Source organism: Rhodocytophaga aerolata (genome assembly GCF_030503435.1).
In the GTDB taxonomy this organism is placed as follows: Bacteria; Bacteroidota; Bacteroidia; order Cytophagales; family 172606-1; genus Rhodocytophaga; species Rhodocytophaga aerolata.
The window spans coordinates 227,277-242,918 of sequence record NZ_JAUKPO010000005.1 but is presented as its reverse complement, the minus strand read 5'-3'; the positions used below and the strand labels follow the sequence as shown (position 1 = coordinate 242,918).

General features: G+C 40.9%; 16 protein-coding genes. 6 read left to right on the top strand and 10 right to left on the bottom strand.

Annotated features, from left to right (window positions below):
• Nucleotides 1–99: 99 nt before the first annotated feature.
• Nucleotides 100–534: a hypothetical protein gene (locus Q0590_RS11560; protein ID WP_302037698.1), complete on the bottom strand. Its 435-nt coding sequence runs from the start codon at nucleotides 532–534 to the stop codon at nucleotides 100–102.
• Between the two features lie 129 nt (nucleotides 535–663).
• Nucleotides 664–1,656, bottom strand: coding sequence for a DUF3244 domain-containing protein (locus tag Q0590_RS11555; protein WP_302037697.1), 993 nt, complete (start codon nucleotides 1,654–1,656; stop codon nucleotides 664–666).
• A gap of 172 nt (nucleotides 1,657–1,828) precedes the next feature.
• On the opposite strand from Q0590_RS11555, the gene Q0590_RS11550 reads away from it, so the two are divergent.
• Nucleotides 1,829–4,030, top strand: a complete 2,202-nt coding sequence (locus Q0590_RS11550) for a sensor histidine kinase (RefSeq protein WP_302037696.1) — start codon at nucleotides 1,829–1,831, stop codon at nucleotides 4,028–4,030.
• 222 nt (nucleotides 4,031–4,252) lie between these two features.
• Here the strand turns inward: Q0590_RS11550 and Q0590_RS11545 are convergent, their stop codons facing one another.
• The 4 genes from Q0590_RS11545 to Q0590_RS11530 form a co-directional block, all read right to left on the bottom strand.
• Complete coding sequence (locus Q0590_RS11545) at nucleotides 4,253–4,690, bottom strand: hypothetical protein (protein WP_302037695.1); 438 nt, start codon at nucleotides 4,688–4,690, stop codon at nucleotides 4,253–4,255.
• A 297-nt stretch (nucleotides 4,691–4,987) separates the two neighbouring features.
• Nucleotides 4,988–6,046 (bottom strand): aminotransferase class I/II-fold pyridoxal phosphate-dependent enzyme, encoded by a 1,059-nt coding sequence (locus Q0590_RS11540; protein ID WP_302037694.1) that lies wholly within the window; start codon nucleotides 6,044–6,046, stop codon nucleotides 4,988–4,990.
• A gap of 74 nt (nucleotides 6,047–6,120) precedes the next feature.
• Nucleotides 6,121–6,690 (bottom strand): riboflavin biosynthesis intermediates N-glycosidase, encoded by a 570-nt coding sequence (ybiA, locus tag Q0590_RS11535; protein ID WP_302037693.1) that lies wholly within the window; start codon nucleotides 6,688–6,690, stop codon nucleotides 6,121–6,123.
• Nucleotides 6,691–6,703: 13 nt separating this feature from the next.
• Nucleotides 6,704–7,717 (bottom strand): dipeptide epimerase, encoded by a 1,014-nt coding sequence (locus Q0590_RS11530; protein WP_302037692.1) that lies wholly within the window; start codon nucleotides 7,715–7,717, stop codon nucleotides 6,704–6,706.
• 203 nt (nucleotides 7,718–7,920) lie between these two features.
• Here Q0590_RS11530 and Q0590_RS11525 point away from each other — a divergent pair, with 203 nt between their 5' ends.
• The 3 genes from Q0590_RS11525 (at nucleotide 7,921) to Q0590_RS11515 (ending at nucleotide 10,973) form a co-directional block, all read left to right on the top strand.
• Nucleotides 7,921–8,952, top strand: a complete 1,032-nt coding sequence (locus Q0590_RS11525) for an aldo/keto reductase (RefSeq protein ID WP_302037691.1) — start codon at nucleotides 7,921–7,923, stop codon at nucleotides 8,950–8,952.
• 218 nt (nucleotides 8,953–9,170) lie between these two features.
• Nucleotides 9,171–10,259 carry a nucleotidyltransferase domain-containing protein gene (locus Q0590_RS11520; protein ID WP_302037690.1) on the top strand — a complete coding sequence of 363 codons (1,089 nt, stop codon included), beginning with the start codon at nucleotides 9,171–9,173 and terminating at the stop codon, nucleotides 10,257–10,259.
• A 66-nt stretch (nucleotides 10,260–10,325) separates the two neighbouring features.
• The gene (locus Q0590_RS11515) at nucleotides 10,326–10,973 is read left to right on the top strand and encodes a metallophosphatase domain-containing protein (RefSeq protein WP_302037689.1); all 648 of its coding nucleotides are present in this window, start codon (nucleotides 10,326–10,328) and stop codon (nucleotides 10,971–10,973) included.
• A gap of 22 nt (nucleotides 10,974–10,995) precedes the next feature.
• Here the strand turns inward: Q0590_RS11515 and Q0590_RS11510 are convergent, their stop codons facing one another.
• Together Q0590_RS11510 and Q0590_RS11505 are read right to left on the bottom strand one after the other, a co-directional pair.
• Nucleotides 10,996–11,448: an MEKHLA domain-containing protein gene (locus Q0590_RS11510; RefSeq protein WP_302037688.1), complete on the bottom strand. Its 453-nt coding sequence runs from the start codon at nucleotides 11,446–11,448 to the stop codon at nucleotides 10,996–10,998.
• A 21-nt stretch (nucleotides 11,449–11,469) separates the two neighbouring features.
• Entirely contained in the window at nucleotides 11,470–11,913 is a 444-nt protein-coding gene (locus Q0590_RS11505; protein ID WP_302037687.1) for a hypothetical protein, read from the bottom strand.
• Nucleotides 11,914–12,260: 347 nt separating this feature from the next.
• On the opposite strand from Q0590_RS11505, the gene Q0590_RS11500 reads away from it, so the two are divergent.
• Both Q0590_RS11500 and Q0590_RS11495 read left to right on the top strand, forming a co-directional pair.
• Nucleotides 12,261–12,713 carry an AAA family ATPase gene (locus Q0590_RS11500; protein WP_302037686.1) on the top strand — a complete coding sequence of 151 codons (453 nt, stop codon included), beginning with the start codon at nucleotides 12,261–12,263 and terminating at the stop codon, nucleotides 12,711–12,713.
• Nucleotides 12,700–13,458: a tRNA(His) guanylyltransferase Thg1 family protein gene (locus Q0590_RS11495; protein WP_302037685.1), complete on the top strand. Its 759-nt coding sequence runs from the start codon at nucleotides 12,700–12,702 to the stop codon at nucleotides 13,456–13,458. The genes Q0590_RS11500 and Q0590_RS11495 overlap by 14 nt, the downstream gene beginning before the upstream one ends.
• A gap of 66 nt (nucleotides 13,459–13,524) precedes the next feature.
• Here Q0590_RS11495 and Q0590_RS11490 read toward each other — a convergent pair whose 3' ends face one another.
• Complete coding sequence (locus tag Q0590_RS11490) at nucleotides 13,525–14,241, bottom strand: hypothetical protein (RefSeq protein WP_302037684.1); 717 nt, start codon at nucleotides 14,239–14,241, stop codon at nucleotides 13,525–13,527.
• Between the two features lie 308 nt (nucleotides 14,242–14,549).
• On the bottom strand, nucleotides 14,550–15,545 hold the full coding sequence (locus tag Q0590_RS11485) for a type I phosphomannose isomerase catalytic subunit (RefSeq protein WP_302037683.1): 996 nt from the start codon (nucleotides 15,543–15,545) through the stop codon (nucleotides 14,550–14,552).
• Nucleotides 15,546–15,642: the final 97 nt, after the last annotated feature.

Genomic DNA, 15,642 nt, shown 5'->3' with positions numbered 1-15,642 from the left:
AACCAATTGAGTACTTATATAATGTCTTTGAAAGAAAAAAGTTCAAAAAAAGTTGTTACTGCCTATCTGAGTGGGTAGTCATTTTTGGTGTATCTTCTCTTAAATGGAGGTTTCTATATAGTAATAAGCTGTATTTCCATGAAACATCACAAACTTACTCCCCACCGGTAAATGCTGGGAAGCGTAATGCTTACTCAAAAATTCTTCTACCTTGATATTTTCAATCAGTAACAGATTTCCTTTTTTATCAAAAAGTTTAAGATAAATATCCCGGAGCGAATCAACCGCTAATTCAGCACAGCTTACACTAGTACTAGGTTTTTGCTGGGCGTGCCTGTTGGCAGGTTTGGCGGCTTTGGTACAATAAACTGCTTCACGTGTAGAAGTGTTTTTGGCTGTAGAAACAGCTTTTTTAACTTCTTTATGTTTAGCCACTTTTGGCAAATCCTTCTCCAAAATGATATCTGGAAAGCCCATACCCATGCTCAGTACACAGAACAGGATACCATACATGTAATATTGCAGCGTTTTCATATCGGTAAAGTTTGACTATTATGGGTAATGCTACTATTGTATACCAAATATAGTACATTAAACAATACCTTGTATAACATAGTACTATATTTTTTTACTTTTGCCTATTGCTACCTCTTATTGAATTTTTTATCGAATTGTAACCGTCTTGCTAACGCTTTTTCCGTTATGCAGCACGTGTACTGTGTAGTCGCCGGGAGCTTGTCTGCTCAAATTAATATCCATCACTATTTTTCCTGCTTTGTTTTTGATCTTCTCCCGGTATACCCGTTTACCTTTTTCATTCGTTACAGTGATGGTAGTGAGGCCATCAGCTGGCACATGGTAGTAGAGGCTAACTGTTCCTTTGTTCCCTTTGGCTATTAGATTCAAACCAGTGCCGGAAGGTTGCATGTCACCAGAGAAATTTTCAGATTTTTTATCTGGAGTTATAGTAGATTTTTTAGGAACAATCCGCAGCATCGTTTTTCCATCTTTTTCTATCTCCTCTATTTCATAATGCTCTTTGTCTAACAGCAAATCCATGTTGCCCCCTCCAAAAGGAAAATTTTTATCATCCCAGCTAAAATCAAATCCTTTATTGAAGGCTGTATCCATCCGGAACTGAAAATTTTCTCCCAGGTTCTCAAACAAGAAGCTGTTGGCATCCAGGGTTTTTCTAAGCAAACTATCCATAGCTGGCATCAGCGAATGGTCAAACTGATAAAACATATTTCCTGAATGGTTCATAAGGCTATCCATATCAAAGTTGAAGAAGAATGATCTGTCTGAACTATCATTTTGCAGCGAATCAAAAAACATTTTTCCGCTAGGATTCATTACCCGTATCGAGTCAAAGAGTTTATCGCCGAAGAAGCTAAAGTTACTTACTGAATCGCCATTCTGGAACATAAAACCATCCGGAAAAGAATGCCCATCCATTTCATTTTCTTTGTAGGTCCGTTCATATACCTTTTTTTCTCCATTCTCAGATTTTTCTATACGCAGATGAATCGTACCGTCTTTCTTGTTTTTCTCTTTATCTGTTTTATTCTCATTCTGAGCAGATGCGGGAACTGCGAGGAAAAAACAAAGACAAAACATTCCTAAAACTGGAATAAATGGATAGGCAGAAGGTTTCATAAGCTAAAATAAAAATACCGGAGACACTGACTGATGCTACAAAAATACACAACAAGTGAATACAGGGGTGTTAAAGAACAGTTAAAGAATGTTAAAATGTGTTAAAGATTTACTAAAACTCATAATACCCCGTATTTTTGTATAAGTTGTTGCATCAGAGAATTTAACGTGTATGAAGAAGCGGCAGATACAATTAATTATAGCCTCTATGGCCATTGCACTGTTAGGCGTTGTAGCTTTTCAATTATTCTGGATTAACCACGCCATTGCGGTAAAAAATGAACAGTTTACTCAGCAGGTACAAGATGCCTTGCAGGCGGTAGTAGTGAAATTAGAAAGACAAGAAGCTATACAAACCGTAACCCGGAAGCTAAAAGATCTGGAAAGCCCTCATCCGGCTATTCAGACGTCACACCATCCGCAAACACCTGCCGAAGTTGCCAAGCCTGCGGTTACAAAGAAACCCAAGCCTGCGCCCAAAACTACACAGGAGGCTACAGACAAAAAAACAGTTATCGCCTTTGTCCCCAACAACAAATTGAAGGTGGAAAATCAGTTAGGTCCAGGTAGTTTTTTCTTCAGCTGGAATGAAGATGGACTAATGGCAGACACAATTAATTTCTTAGAAGAGGGGGCTTTTACGTTTCCTTCACACATGCTACAAGCCTGGCAACCCATAACCATGGATAAGCTTTCTCTCTATGATTCCATTTATCTGCCTCTGGATGAATGGTCGCAGCACAATACGCATGTATCCTTCCCTGATATAAATGTGCTGATGGATATTCATATGCAGGAGTTATTACAGGATCTTCCTTGGGAACAGATGGGATTGCCACCTGCCCTTAAAGATGAGAATGTTCCGGGTAGAAGCAAAAAAAACACACCCTTGCCAAAAAAGGATGGGAAAAAAAACAGCCAGGTTCAGCCGGAAGATGTGCCCACCCAAGAGCAGGCTACCAACAGCTATATCTATTCCTTTTCTGATGATCCAAGAGATATTCTATCCTGGCCAAACCGCACAGATTTACCCAATCTTACGCTTTCTTTTCCGGCAGAACTTATGCAGAGCAGGCTCAACCGTGATTCTTTACTGCAGGCATTTACCTGGGAACGGGTACCAGGCACTGATTTGATGATTGGCAAAAGACGACGGGAGAAGCCTAACGTTAAGAAAGCTACTCCCAAGCCTGTGCAGGCAGCAGTTGCTCCGGCCGATTCAGCTGTACGCATAAAAGACGACTTAAAGAAGAACTTTGAAAAGGTACAACACAAATCTGAAATGGTTGGTGAGGTTTTCCGGGAGTTGGTACAAAAAGAACTCCCTATTACCGAACGGGTAAATAAGCAAACCCTGGATTCGCTGCTAAGCATAGAAATCCGCAACCGGCAAATAGAAATCCCTTACCAGTATGGGGTAATATCCGGACAAAAACATAAAGTAGTGATGGCTTCTTCTCATACGGTTACGATGCAAATGCCTGATAATGTATATAAAACTACGTTGTTTCCAACCGATGTATTCAGCCATAACGATATGTTGTTTGTGTATTTTCCTACGCAGCAAGAGTTTATTATGGGTAAAATGTGGACAGTATTTACCAGTTCGGGTGTACTCATTCTCGTGATTTTATGCTGTTTCTATTTTGCTATTGCTACCATCCTTAAGCAGAAGAAGCTTTCGGATGTAAAGAATGACTTCATTAACAACATGACGCATGAGTTTAAAACACCCATTTCTACGATATCCCTCGCTTGTGAAGTATTGCAGGACGAAGCAGTAAATAAAAATCCTATCCAAATGAACAGGTACCTGCATATTATCCGGGATGAAAACAAACGCCTGGGGCAACAGGTCGAAAAAGTATTGCAAGCGGCCATGTTAGATAGAGGAGAAGTGAAGTTAAAACTAACGCAGGTAGATATGCATGAAGTAATTGACCATGTGCTGCAAAACATTGGTGTACAAATCGAAAAACGGGAAGGAACCGTAGATTTACATCTGGAAGCCGAACAATCCGTAATTGAAGCAGACGAAGTACATATTACCAATATTATTCATAACCTGCTTGACAATGCCAATAAATACTCTCCGCAAGCTCCACAAATTAGTATTCACACCTGGAGTCAGCCAGAGGGGATCAGCATCCGGATTGCCGACAAAGGGATTGGAATGACCAAAGATGCCATCAGCCGTATATTCGACCGTTTTTACCGGGTCCCTACCGGCAATGTGCATAACGTGAAGGGTTTTGGATTGGGGCTGAGTTATGTAAAAACTATTTTACAGGGACATAACGGCAGAATCAAAGTGGAAAGCCAGCCAAACCAGGGAAGCGCCTTTGAAGTATTTCTTCCTTATAAGCAAGGATAGTAGAATATAGACTTTACTCAATCGAATGCAGGAAAATGGCGCAACAATTGATAAAGTGCCCAATAGTATAGGTAGTAATGCCTTAAGTCGCCTATACTGCTTAAATAGGGTACATTAAATTTGTGAAAGCCTAAGTAAATAAATAAAGCTTGTATACCTTTATACAAAAACAAAAGTGCCTGTACTGTTACAGTACAGGCACTTTTGTTTAATACTATATGTCTAATTTTTTCTGTAGGTAGCGCCCATAGTATACGTACCATTTTTCGCATCCTTAGCCCAGTAACTAATGTTAATCCGGTAAGTTGTTTGATCTGCTAACCCACCTATTTCTACTCTGGCTATGCCGCCTGGCGTATAAGGAAAGTCTTGTTGCGTAGAGATATATGTAGGATTACCGGTGTAGAGTAAATCAACTACTTGATCACGTAAAATCAACTGATGTTTATCATCAATAAATACCAATTGCGATACGCTAGGCATAGGCTGTGAACTGTCATCATCAGCAAGCTTAACATAATTACCTACCAATGGGCTTTGTGCTGTGTTTGTGGTAGGTTTTTGGGTTTCAACCGTTGTTTTTTCTTTGGGTGATACATCTACATTATTACAAGAAAACAGTAAAGGAAATGCAATAAGCGATAACAGTAAGGATCTCATAAGTTATAAATAAATTTTTTTACACCTTAATGTAGCATCCCAGCGCATAGTAACAGTGTCGGCTTGAAATACCCGTTTTATAGATGTGCCTTTTATGGATAACTCTCATGCATTTACCAGGTAAACCGACTTGCGAAAAAATTCTAACATACAAATTTGTATGCCAGACTTATAGCATATAGCGATTTTTGAGATTTAGCAAAAAACGTTGGAAGATGAGAAGAAAAAAATGAGAGGTTTCTGCAAGAATCGTACATAGTAGAATAGGTAGCTAAAAAGCAAATAGTGTGTATAAACTCAGCTACTAAACTCCTCTATTAACTTAGCTAATGTATGAATATCTTCTTCCGTATGCAGGCTGCTGATAATAACCCTGGTGATTAAGTCATCTTGGGGAGAGGGATAGGGAAAGCTGGAAATGAGTACTCCATTATCTTTTAAATAAGTGCACAGTTGGTGTTGCCGGGTGTAGTAAACCGGATACCGGGAAAAGTAGTCAAAGATGGACAAGCCTGCAATGTGGCTGGTAAATAACTGGATGTTCTGAAACAGTCTCTCCCGTTCTTGCTGGTAGATTGCTTTAGATTGCAAAAAGGCATATAAATACGCTGGAATAACCGGCGAACTTCCCCCAAAAAATGGATTTGCTTTAAATTGGTCAATTGTTTCTTTCTCACCCAGAATTACACCGCCCGGAATACCAAAGGCTTTACCCAGAGAAGAAAGTACTAGCAGGCGAATATTAGTATACGGCTGTAATTTTGAAAAAATACCTGCTCCTTCTTTTCCTAGTACACCAAAACCATGGGAATCATCTACGACAAGGGTAATGCTTTTAGAAGCAGGCAAATGGGCAACCCAGCTGAAATCATACGGCTGTGCCAGGAGTGGGTCCAGAGAATTGGTGATTAGAATCAGGTCGTTTTCTGGAAAAGTGCCAATTGTTTCCGGGAGTGTAGCCACCCAGGTATTGAAAGAACCATCATAAAAATCTGCCTGAGTGCGCCAGAGGGCCGGGTGCGTACGTGGAGCATACAGAAATCGGCCTTTATTTTCCAGAAGCCGAACTACCATTTGCCCGGTAAGAAAGCCGGAGGACATGGTAAGGGCAGTTTCTGCTCCGGTAAACTGAGCCAGATACGCTTCGGATTCTTCAAAAATCTGGAGTTTTAGATTGGAGATGCGGGAACTGGAATAATTAGAGCCATATAACCGTATTCCTTCCAGTAGATGCTTTTGAAAAGCTTCATTTCTGGCCATTCCCAGGTATGAGGTACCACTGAAATAGAGGTGCTCTTTCCCTTCTACAGTCAGTGTTCTTCCTGGTAAATGGTCTATGTGTACAACCTCGTTCAAGTGATAAGTAAATGGGTAGTAACTAAAAGAAACTATGTTTTATAACTCAATAATCAGTAGCGTCATCCTTACTACTAACTGTAGGATATTGTTTGGAAAGCCTTAAGTTGGTCACGTACTTCCATTAAAGCAAAGCCTAACAAGTTTTCTCCTTTCCACTTCGTAGGATCATAAATAGCTTCATCATTTTTTGCCATACCAATTCCCCAAATACTATCCACCGGACTAGCCTCCACCAACACTCTTTCGCCTGTATGGAGAAGAAACGTGCGTAAATTTGCGTTCTGGGAGAATTTGTGATAGTTCCCTTCCACAACAAATGCATATTTATGCTGATCCCATAAATTAGTATCAAAGTTAGCTATTTGTCTGCCTAGTTTTTTGGCTTCAGCCGGAGAAGAACAAGTAAGAATAAGGTTCAACTGATGCTGATCTTCGAATAACCGGGCTTTTTGCGCCATCATCCAGTGTTCGGCAGTTTTGTATGCTATCCCATCTACCGTAAATGGAGATGGCCACCATTGGCTAAAGCAACTTTCACTGATACTGCCGTCTTTTGTAGGCTGATGCCCCCAGAAAAAGACATACTTAATTTTACTGTCTTTTTGATATTGCTCTAGAAGCCAAGCTACAGTGTATTTCATTGTTTGTTTGAATTTACTTCAGCAGTTCCACGCCAGTGCCATTGGTTGCCGGGTACCTTACTTTGCCATCATGAATGGTTACGCCTCTGGCAATATCTTCTTTCAACAGCAAAGCGCCATCCATATCTACATAATCTAACATCGGCAGCAGCTGGGCAATAGCTGAAATACCTACACTGGATTCCGTCATGCAGCCAACCATTACCTTCATGCCCAGTTTTTTTGCTTCGGCAATCATGCGGCGGGCAGGGGTAAGGCCCCCACATTTTACCAGTTTGATATTAATGCCATGAAAATGTCCATAACATTTAGCTACATCCTTTTCCTCGATACAGCTTTCATCGGCCACCAGTGGCAACACCGATTGGCTGAATACTTCTTTCATGCCGGCCAGGTTATCCGCTTTTAGTGGCTGCTCAATAAATTCCACATCTAATTTAGCAAATATAGCTGCATTCCGGAGGGTTTCTTCCACCTCCCAGGCACAATTGGCATCTACCCGGAAGGTAGCATGGGTATGTTTGCGAAGCTCCTGGATAATAGCTACATCGTCTTTCGTACCTAACTTAATTTTATACAGGGGCCAGGGCATTTCTTTCATTTTTGATACCATCTTTTCAATAGAATCAATACCAATGGTATAATTAGTTAGCGGTGTTTTTTCAGTAGTTAGGCCCCAAAGCTGATACAAGGGTTTCGCTAGTTTTTTTCCGTATAAATCATGCGCTGCCATATCCAGGGCACATTGGGCAAAAGAATGATCCTTTAAATGAGGCTGCATATAATCCCAGAAGTTTTCCGGACTTTCCAGGGTGTAATTTTCAATAGCCGGACGTAGCTTTTCCAGCACTTCTATCAGGCCTTCCACGGTAACGCCATAATAGGGATTTGCCGTAGCTTCTCCATACCCGCTGATGCCACCCTCCTGCAATTCTACAATCAGGGTTTCCTGAATATCTCTGGAGTCATACGAAATAGTGAAGGTATGCCGTAAAGGCAGGTCGAATCTGCGTAAGACTAATTTCATATACGTTTTGTGCGGAGGCTGTTGGTTGAATACAATAGAAAAACCAAATATACGTCTATTAACACAGGAAACATATAAAAACCCGGATTATGGGCATAGTTTCTAGCGAAGGAACGTTGCCCGGCTAGCATAATTGACTTGATGAACTTGCCCATTTATAGGTGTAATTAATTTTCTAACCATTTTATAAACCCTAAAACCCTATGAAATACAATGTATTAGCTGATACTGGTGTACTGGTGTCAGAACTTTGCCTGGGAGCTATGACCTTTGGAGGCAAAGGCTACTGGGAAGCTATAGGCCGGCAAACCCAGGACGAAGTAAACCAATTGGTAAAAGCCTCGGTAGAGGCCGGCATTAATTTTATTGATACAGCCAATGTATATTCTTTTGGCTTATCAGAACAGCTGCTGGGTGAAAGCCTGAAACAAACAGGTATTTCCCGGAATAATCTGTTTATTGCCACCAAAGTACGGGGCCGCATGGCAGAAGGAGTGAACCAGCTAGGGCTTTCCAGATACCATGTGATGCAGTCGGTGGAAGAAAGCTTGCAGCGGCTTCAAATGGATCATATTGACCTGTTGTATGTACATGGGGTAGATTATGCCACCTCCGTAGAGCAAATTGTACATACCCTGCACGACCTGGTGCAAAGTGGGAAAGTACGGTATGTAGGGGTATGCAACTGGCCTGCCTGGATGGTGATGAAAGCCATAGGCATAGCCAATAAGCAGGGCTGGCATTCATTTGTCGCCATGCAGTATTTTTATGCGGCTGCTAACCGGGATGCAGAGCATGACCTAATTCCTTTGGCTGTAGATCAGAATCTGGGTTTTATGCCCTGGAGTCCGCTAGCCGGGGGATTTCTATCAGGGAAGTTCAGCCGAGAGAAAAGCAATACTGGCGGAGGTTCCCGCAGAGATACCTTTGACTTCCCGGTTATAGATAAAGAAAAAGCCTATGATATAATTGATGTATTGAACAGGATTGGAGAGGGGTACAGCGTATCTGCAGCGGAAGTAGCTTTAGCCTGGGTACGGCAGCAAAAAGGCGTAACCAGTACCATTATTGGGGCTAAAACCCCTGAGCAATTAAAATCAAACATTCATTCCACTACCTTTCAGCTTACGGATGCAGACCTGAAAGAACTCGATGAAGTAAGTAAACCGCCAAAGGTATATCCGGGCTGGATGGTAGAAAGGCAAATGGCTGACCGGTTTCCGAAAGCAGAGTAAGTTGCTGATGTGGTTATATGCTGATTGGTTAGTATAGCATATACTGAGGAATCTTAACTGTTACAAGGTAGACCTATCTAATAGAAACTGTTAGGTTCTTTCAAAGGACTTAACAGTTTCTATTAGCCAAATGCTAAATTGCAGATATTCTGTTTCTTAAAGTGGTCTTACTAAATCATCGGCCCATGAGCATATCAGTACATTAGCCCATCAACCCTATGACCATAGAAGAACTAAAACAACAAAACTGGCTATTGTTTGAATGTATTTCTGGGAGTAGAGCCTATGGCACAGATTTACCCACTTCTGACACTGATATTAAAGGAGTATTTGTGCTTCCTAAAGAAGAATATTATAGCTTACGGTATATTGAACAGATTAATAACGAATCGAATGATGTAGTGTACTATGAGTTGAAACGGTTTATTGAACTGCTTAACCGGAACAACCCGAATATTCTGGAAATGCTCAACGCACCGGAAGATTGCATTCTGTACAAACATTCGCTTTTCAATTTAATTAAACCGGAAATGTTTCTGTCTAAACTCTGCAAAGATACCTTTGCCGGATATGCCATCAGCCAGATACAGAAAGCCAGAGGATTGAACAAAAAAATCCTGAATCCGGTAGAGCAGAAGCGGAAAGATGTATTGGATTTTTGTTATATCACCTCAGGGTCAGAGGCAGTAGCAGCTAAAGAGTGGCTGGAAAGGGAAGGGGTACCGCAGGAATATTGCGGATTAGTAAATGTGCCGCACATGCGGAATGTCTATGCTATATATATTGACCTGCAGGCTAAACTGACTGACGGGCAGGATAAGCTAGGATTTAAAGGTATATACCGGAAAGAAGCATCCAACGATGTGGCCGTAAGCAGTGTACCGAAAGGAATGGTTCCGGCAACATACCTGTATTTCAACAAAGATGGCTATTCTACCTATTGTAAAGATTACAAAGAATATTGGGAATGGGTAGACAAACGCAACGAAGAACGGTATGCCAATACTTTGCAACATGGTAAAAATTACGATGCTAAAAATATGATGCACACCATCCGGCTGCTAGAAATGGCTACCGAAATAGCTACGCAACATCAGGTACTGGTCAGGCGGCCAAACCGGGAATTCTTATTACAGATCAGGCGGGGAGAATTCTCTTATGAAGAACTGGTACATATGGCTGAAGAAAAAACCAGACAGATGGAAGAGCTATATAAACACTCTCTTTTACCCAACCAACCAGCGTATGCTGCCGTAAACGCCTTGTTGGTAGACCTACGAAAACAATGGTACGACACGAATGAGTAATGACTGTTGACTGACAAAAGACCTATTTCTGTGGACCATTGACTCTGGACCATGGCCAAATACATTATGAGGATAATCTGCATTTCTGATACACATGGGCAGCACCATTCGCTGCAATTACCGCAAGGAGACATACTGATTCATGCCGGAGATATAAGTACCCTTGGCAAGGCGGAAGAAATAGAAGACTTTTTAACGTGGTATAGCCAATTACCACATCCCTATAAACTATTTATCGGAGGCAACCACGATTTTTACCTCGAAAAAGAGCCGGAATTGTTTGAATTGATGGTACCGAAGAATTGTATCTACCTGAACGATTCGATGGTAGAAGTAGAAGGAATAAAAATTTGGGGATCACCAGTTACGCCATTTTATCACAACTGGGCTTTTAACCGCTACCCCGGAGATGATATCCGCAAACACTGGAAACTCATTTCAGAAGATACGGATATAGTAGTAACCCATGGCCCCCCAGCCGGTATCCTGGATATGACGGTGAGAGAAATAGCAGTAGGTGACGAAGACTTGAGAAAGAAGATTACGTATATCCGGCCAAAGTACCATATATTCGGCCATATTCACGAGCAATATGGGCAAATAGAGCAGGAGGGAACTACCTATATTAATGCCAGTTATCTGGATATCCGTTACCGCCCATCGCATCCACCTGTGGTTATTGAATATGAAAAGTCTGTTACTGGCAGCCGATAAACTATACGTGGTAGCGAGAAGCTTATAGAAATTCCCATTGGGCAAAAGTGGCTGCTTGTCCGCAGTAGATATCCTGCTCATCGTATATATTCCATAAGATGGCATTTTTAATGATAAACCGCCTGCCTGTACTGGAAATCCGTACACCTTGATAATTGGAAATATATCCGTTTTTCCGGGCTTCTTCCAGCATGGCTTGCCGTTCTGCCTGCGATATTTTTTCGGCAGATAAGCGCGAAGGCATTTTAATAAAGTTTTTCCAATCCAGTTCCCAGAGCTGTTGAGCTGTCAGGTTGGCGTAGTTAAAAACAGGGTCAGCTTCTGTTCCATGAGAAACCAGTACAAAAGGCGCTGCATATAAGGTTTCCGCTGTTTCAGTTGAGTTAGCTGATAAAGGGATCAATTGTTTACCAGTTGCTTTTTCAAAAGAAGTAACTAATAGCAGGCTGTGCTGAATAATTTCGGATGTCAGCATGAAATGTTCAGAGAAAGAAAGTTATAAAGTTGCTGCTTTACCTTTTAAGTGTTTTAAACTTATGTCATATTGATACAAAAGTTCTTTTTCGATTTCAACAAAACTTTTCAACCATCCAAAATTTCCCAAAACATAGCTTGCCGATTCGTCACCCTCTAAATTCACAATCTTATCAGTAAACAATTTTTCTGATAAAGGCTTGTAATCTGCTTGATAATTATATACTTGTGCAATGGTATTAATGGTCTTAAAATCTAAACCTGAAAGTGTATTCCCAATAATACCCGTTTGGTATACCGAGCTTTCCAAGGTAGGAACTTGCACACCTTGCCAGTTTTGAAGCAATCCCCATCCACCGGCTGCCCAGAAACCTTTGTTCAATGTTTCCTGGTTCAACGATTTTTGTAAATTTTCTGCATTTGCAACTGCAGCAGCATGATAGGCAACAGCTTTTTCTACTTTCATTTTGTTGGATAAAAGCTCCAGGTGTAAATTGTTCAGAAACTCTTTTTGTGCAGCTCTTTGTTTTTGTTCTGCATTCCAATCACTGGCAACAATACCCAGGTATACCCCAACGGCAACCGGAATCAATTGCGCAAACATAATTAGGGCTTGTTTTGCTAAAAAATTTCCCGCTTTTTTCCACTTTACTTTTGGTTTGGAAGTAACGATCTCAGTCATAGCGTATGTAAAATTGATAATATTGAGAAAGCTGTTTAAGAAAATAACTCCTGGCTCAAAAAATACAACTATTTTGCTGAAAACACCCCGAGTTGCGGTAAAATCTATTCACATTTAAGAATAAATTCCTTATGCAGCTAATTTTATTTATTGGTATTCCTGGCAGTGGCAAAAGCACCTATTATACACAGCACTTTTTCCATACGCATCTGCGGGTAAACCTGGATATGCTGCGTACCCGTAACCGCGAGAAGCGCCTTCTCGAATATTGCTTTCAGACATCCATGCCTCTGGTGGTAGACAATACCAACGTAACCCTGCAAGACCGTAAGAAATACATAGACCAAGCCATTCAGCACCGCTATACTATCACCGGATACTATTTCGAAGCAAACCTGCAAGGTTGCCTGGCTAGGAATGCCAGTAGAAGCGGCCGGCAACTGGTCAGTGAAAAAGGCGTACTGGCTAAATACCGGGCTTTGCAACTTCCTTCCTGGGAAGAGGGCTATCATGAATTATATTATGTGCAACTAACCTCATCCAATGAATTTATAACTAAACCTTGGCAACATGAAGTTCAATGATTTTGATGCAAAAATGCGCCTCTACGAAACGGCTGCCGATCAGTTTGTGCCGCCAGATCTATACATGATAGCCCGCCTGGATGGCCGAGGTTTTACTAAACTGAGCAAAGAAATCCTGGATCTGGAAAAACCTTTTTCCATGGAGTTCCGGGATGCCATGATTAGTACAATGAAGCATCTGATGAATAGCGGATTCACTATAGAGTATGGCTACACACAGAGTGATGAAATCTCCTTGCTTTTTCACCCTAATGACCAATCGTTTAACCGTAAATACCGGAAATTGCTTTCTGTACTGGCCGGAGAAGCAAGTGCAGCCTTTACACATGCTTTGCAGCATATTGGCGTATTTGACTGCCGGTTGTGCATATTACCCACGCTTGATCTGGTAACCGATTATTTTCTGTGGCGGGCAGAAGATGCCCACCGTAATTCGCTAAATGCTTACTGCTACTGGAAACTGCGGGAACAAGGTAAATCAGTGGCCGAAGCAACTAACCGTTTACAAAAACTCTCTGTTGCAGAGAAAAACGAACTGTTATTTCAGATGAATATAAATTACAATACCCTACCTGCCTGGCAAAAGAGAGGCATGGGATTTTACTGGCAAACTGTATACAAAAAAGGCCTAAATCCGGTTACGAATGAGGAGACAACCGTAGAAAGGCGGGAATTATTATATGAATTAGAATTGCCTTTTCCGGGGTATAAAGAATGGCTGCTCCATATGTTGAATAAACTATAAATAAAAAGAACCGCCGGATATAGTTACTATCCGGCGGCTAAGTAGTGTTGATGAAGTAAGTATTAGTTATTTAGTAGAAAGTGCACTGGCACAGCTTTGTTCATAGAAGAACACATGTTCAGCGAAATCACGCCATGCTTCGTTTTTATATTTTGCTTTTAACTCGGGGCAGTCTCCAAAGAATTCTTTGAATTTTTTATCGTAATCTTTTTTATACATTCTGAAAGTTTTGCCTTTGTAGTTAACATAATAAGATTTATCCATACCACCAGTCATTTGTACACCGGCTACGGCCACACCAGAGGTTTCCATTGCATACGGGTCATTATATACGCGTAAGGTATTGTCAAAACCAGGATTCAGTAATTGCACTAAAACAGTTCTCTTTTTGTCTTCCAGGTATTCCTGATAAAAAAACACCAGGTCGCGGTTAATAGATTTGAAATCTGTTTTACTTGCTCTCAATATGGAGCCGCTGCCCTCACTATAGGCAGAAAGCTTGGAAAAGTCGGCAGGTGCTAAAGCCAGGAATTGTATATCTTCCGCTTTATATTCAAACTTTTTCCCATTCATATCTTTGCCAGTCACATTCACAATCAGGCCTTTTTTACGGTCCAAGTCATCAAGCAAAAATTTAGTGGTATCGCCTTTAGCCGTTACCAGATATCCTTCTTTTTTAGAAGAAAACCGGTCTATGGCTGGCAGGAAGGTCTGGGCAAAACTCTGTTGTAAAGTGAAGGCAAAAAATAGGGAGAAGAAAGCTTTCTTTAGAATTGTTTTCATAATGAGTATCCGTTAGAAATAATATTCACTTGATGAAAGAAAAAGTAGCTTGGTAACCCGGCAGTAAGTTGACTTTACGTAATATTTTTCTGGATATAAACACCAAAACAAAGAAGCCGCGAAAAGCAGGAAACAAGTGATAAATTAAGTTGCAATCGCATTCCTACTAAAAGACTCAGTTATCACTTGTATGGAGAGTAAACAGTTTGAGTTTTTTTATTAATGTCTTAAGGTATAAAGCAGTAAAGGTTGATTTTGGGATCAACCTTTACTGCTTTAAAAAGATATGTTTATTTATAAAAAAGAAATCAGGGTACATAGGTTTCCACTAGCTTGCTCTCCCCATCTGGCCGTAAAGTAACTGCTTTTAAAGAGGCTGGCAGTAATACGGAATCTCCCTTTTTTACAGAAACTGAACCCTGCGCATAGTCAATAGTAAAACTTCCCTCCAGGCAAATATAAACCACAAATGAATCTGTCTGCTGGTAGTTCCGCTGAATAGGCTGGGTAAACTGTAGCCGGTTAGTTGTAAAATATGCACTGGAAACCAATTGGGTAATCTCATTACTTACTTTTTTGTAGGAAGTTTTATATTCCGGATAATGCTCATAATCAATGGCACCGAGTGCTTCTTCGGTATGCAGCTGGCGTTTTTTACCCTGGTTGTCTGCCCGGTCGAAGTCATAGATGCGGTAAGTAACATCCGATGTCTGCTGAATTTCGGCAATTACCAGCCCTTTGCCAATACTATGTACCCGTCCGGCCGGAAGAAAGATGACATCATCGGCCTGTACTGGTATAATATTCAAGATGTCGTCGAGTTTTTTAGTATCTAAATGCTCCAGATAGGTTTGCTGATCAATTTTCCGGTTAAATCCACTTCGGACGCTGGACCCTTTATCGGCCTGCATCACATACCACATTTCTGTTTTTCCAAAGGAATTATGCCGTTTTTGTGCCAGTTCGTCATTGGGGTGCAATTGGATAGAGAGGTCTTCCTGCGCATCGAGAAATTTGATAAGCAAGGGGAAGGTTTCGCCAAACTTGTTATATACTTTCTCTCCTACCAATTCGCCTTTGTATGTCCGGATGAGTTCATCAAGTGCTTTACCTTGCAGCTTGCCTTCTTTTACTACCGATACATCGCCTGGTACAGCGGAAATTTCCCAGCTTTCCCCGCATTGATCAAAAGGACATTCTTTGTTTAGTACAGTTTTTAACTTGTTGCCGCCCCAGATTCGTTCCTTAAAAATGGGGTGAAAAATAAGCGGATATAATACTTGGGTCTGGTTAGTTGTTGCCATAAAGCAGAGAGAAAGATTGAGTTATAGAGTTGCCTTTTGATAGCAAAATTTTAAAAATGGTAAACAGTTACTGCTTATAAAATGTTATCATGTTGCC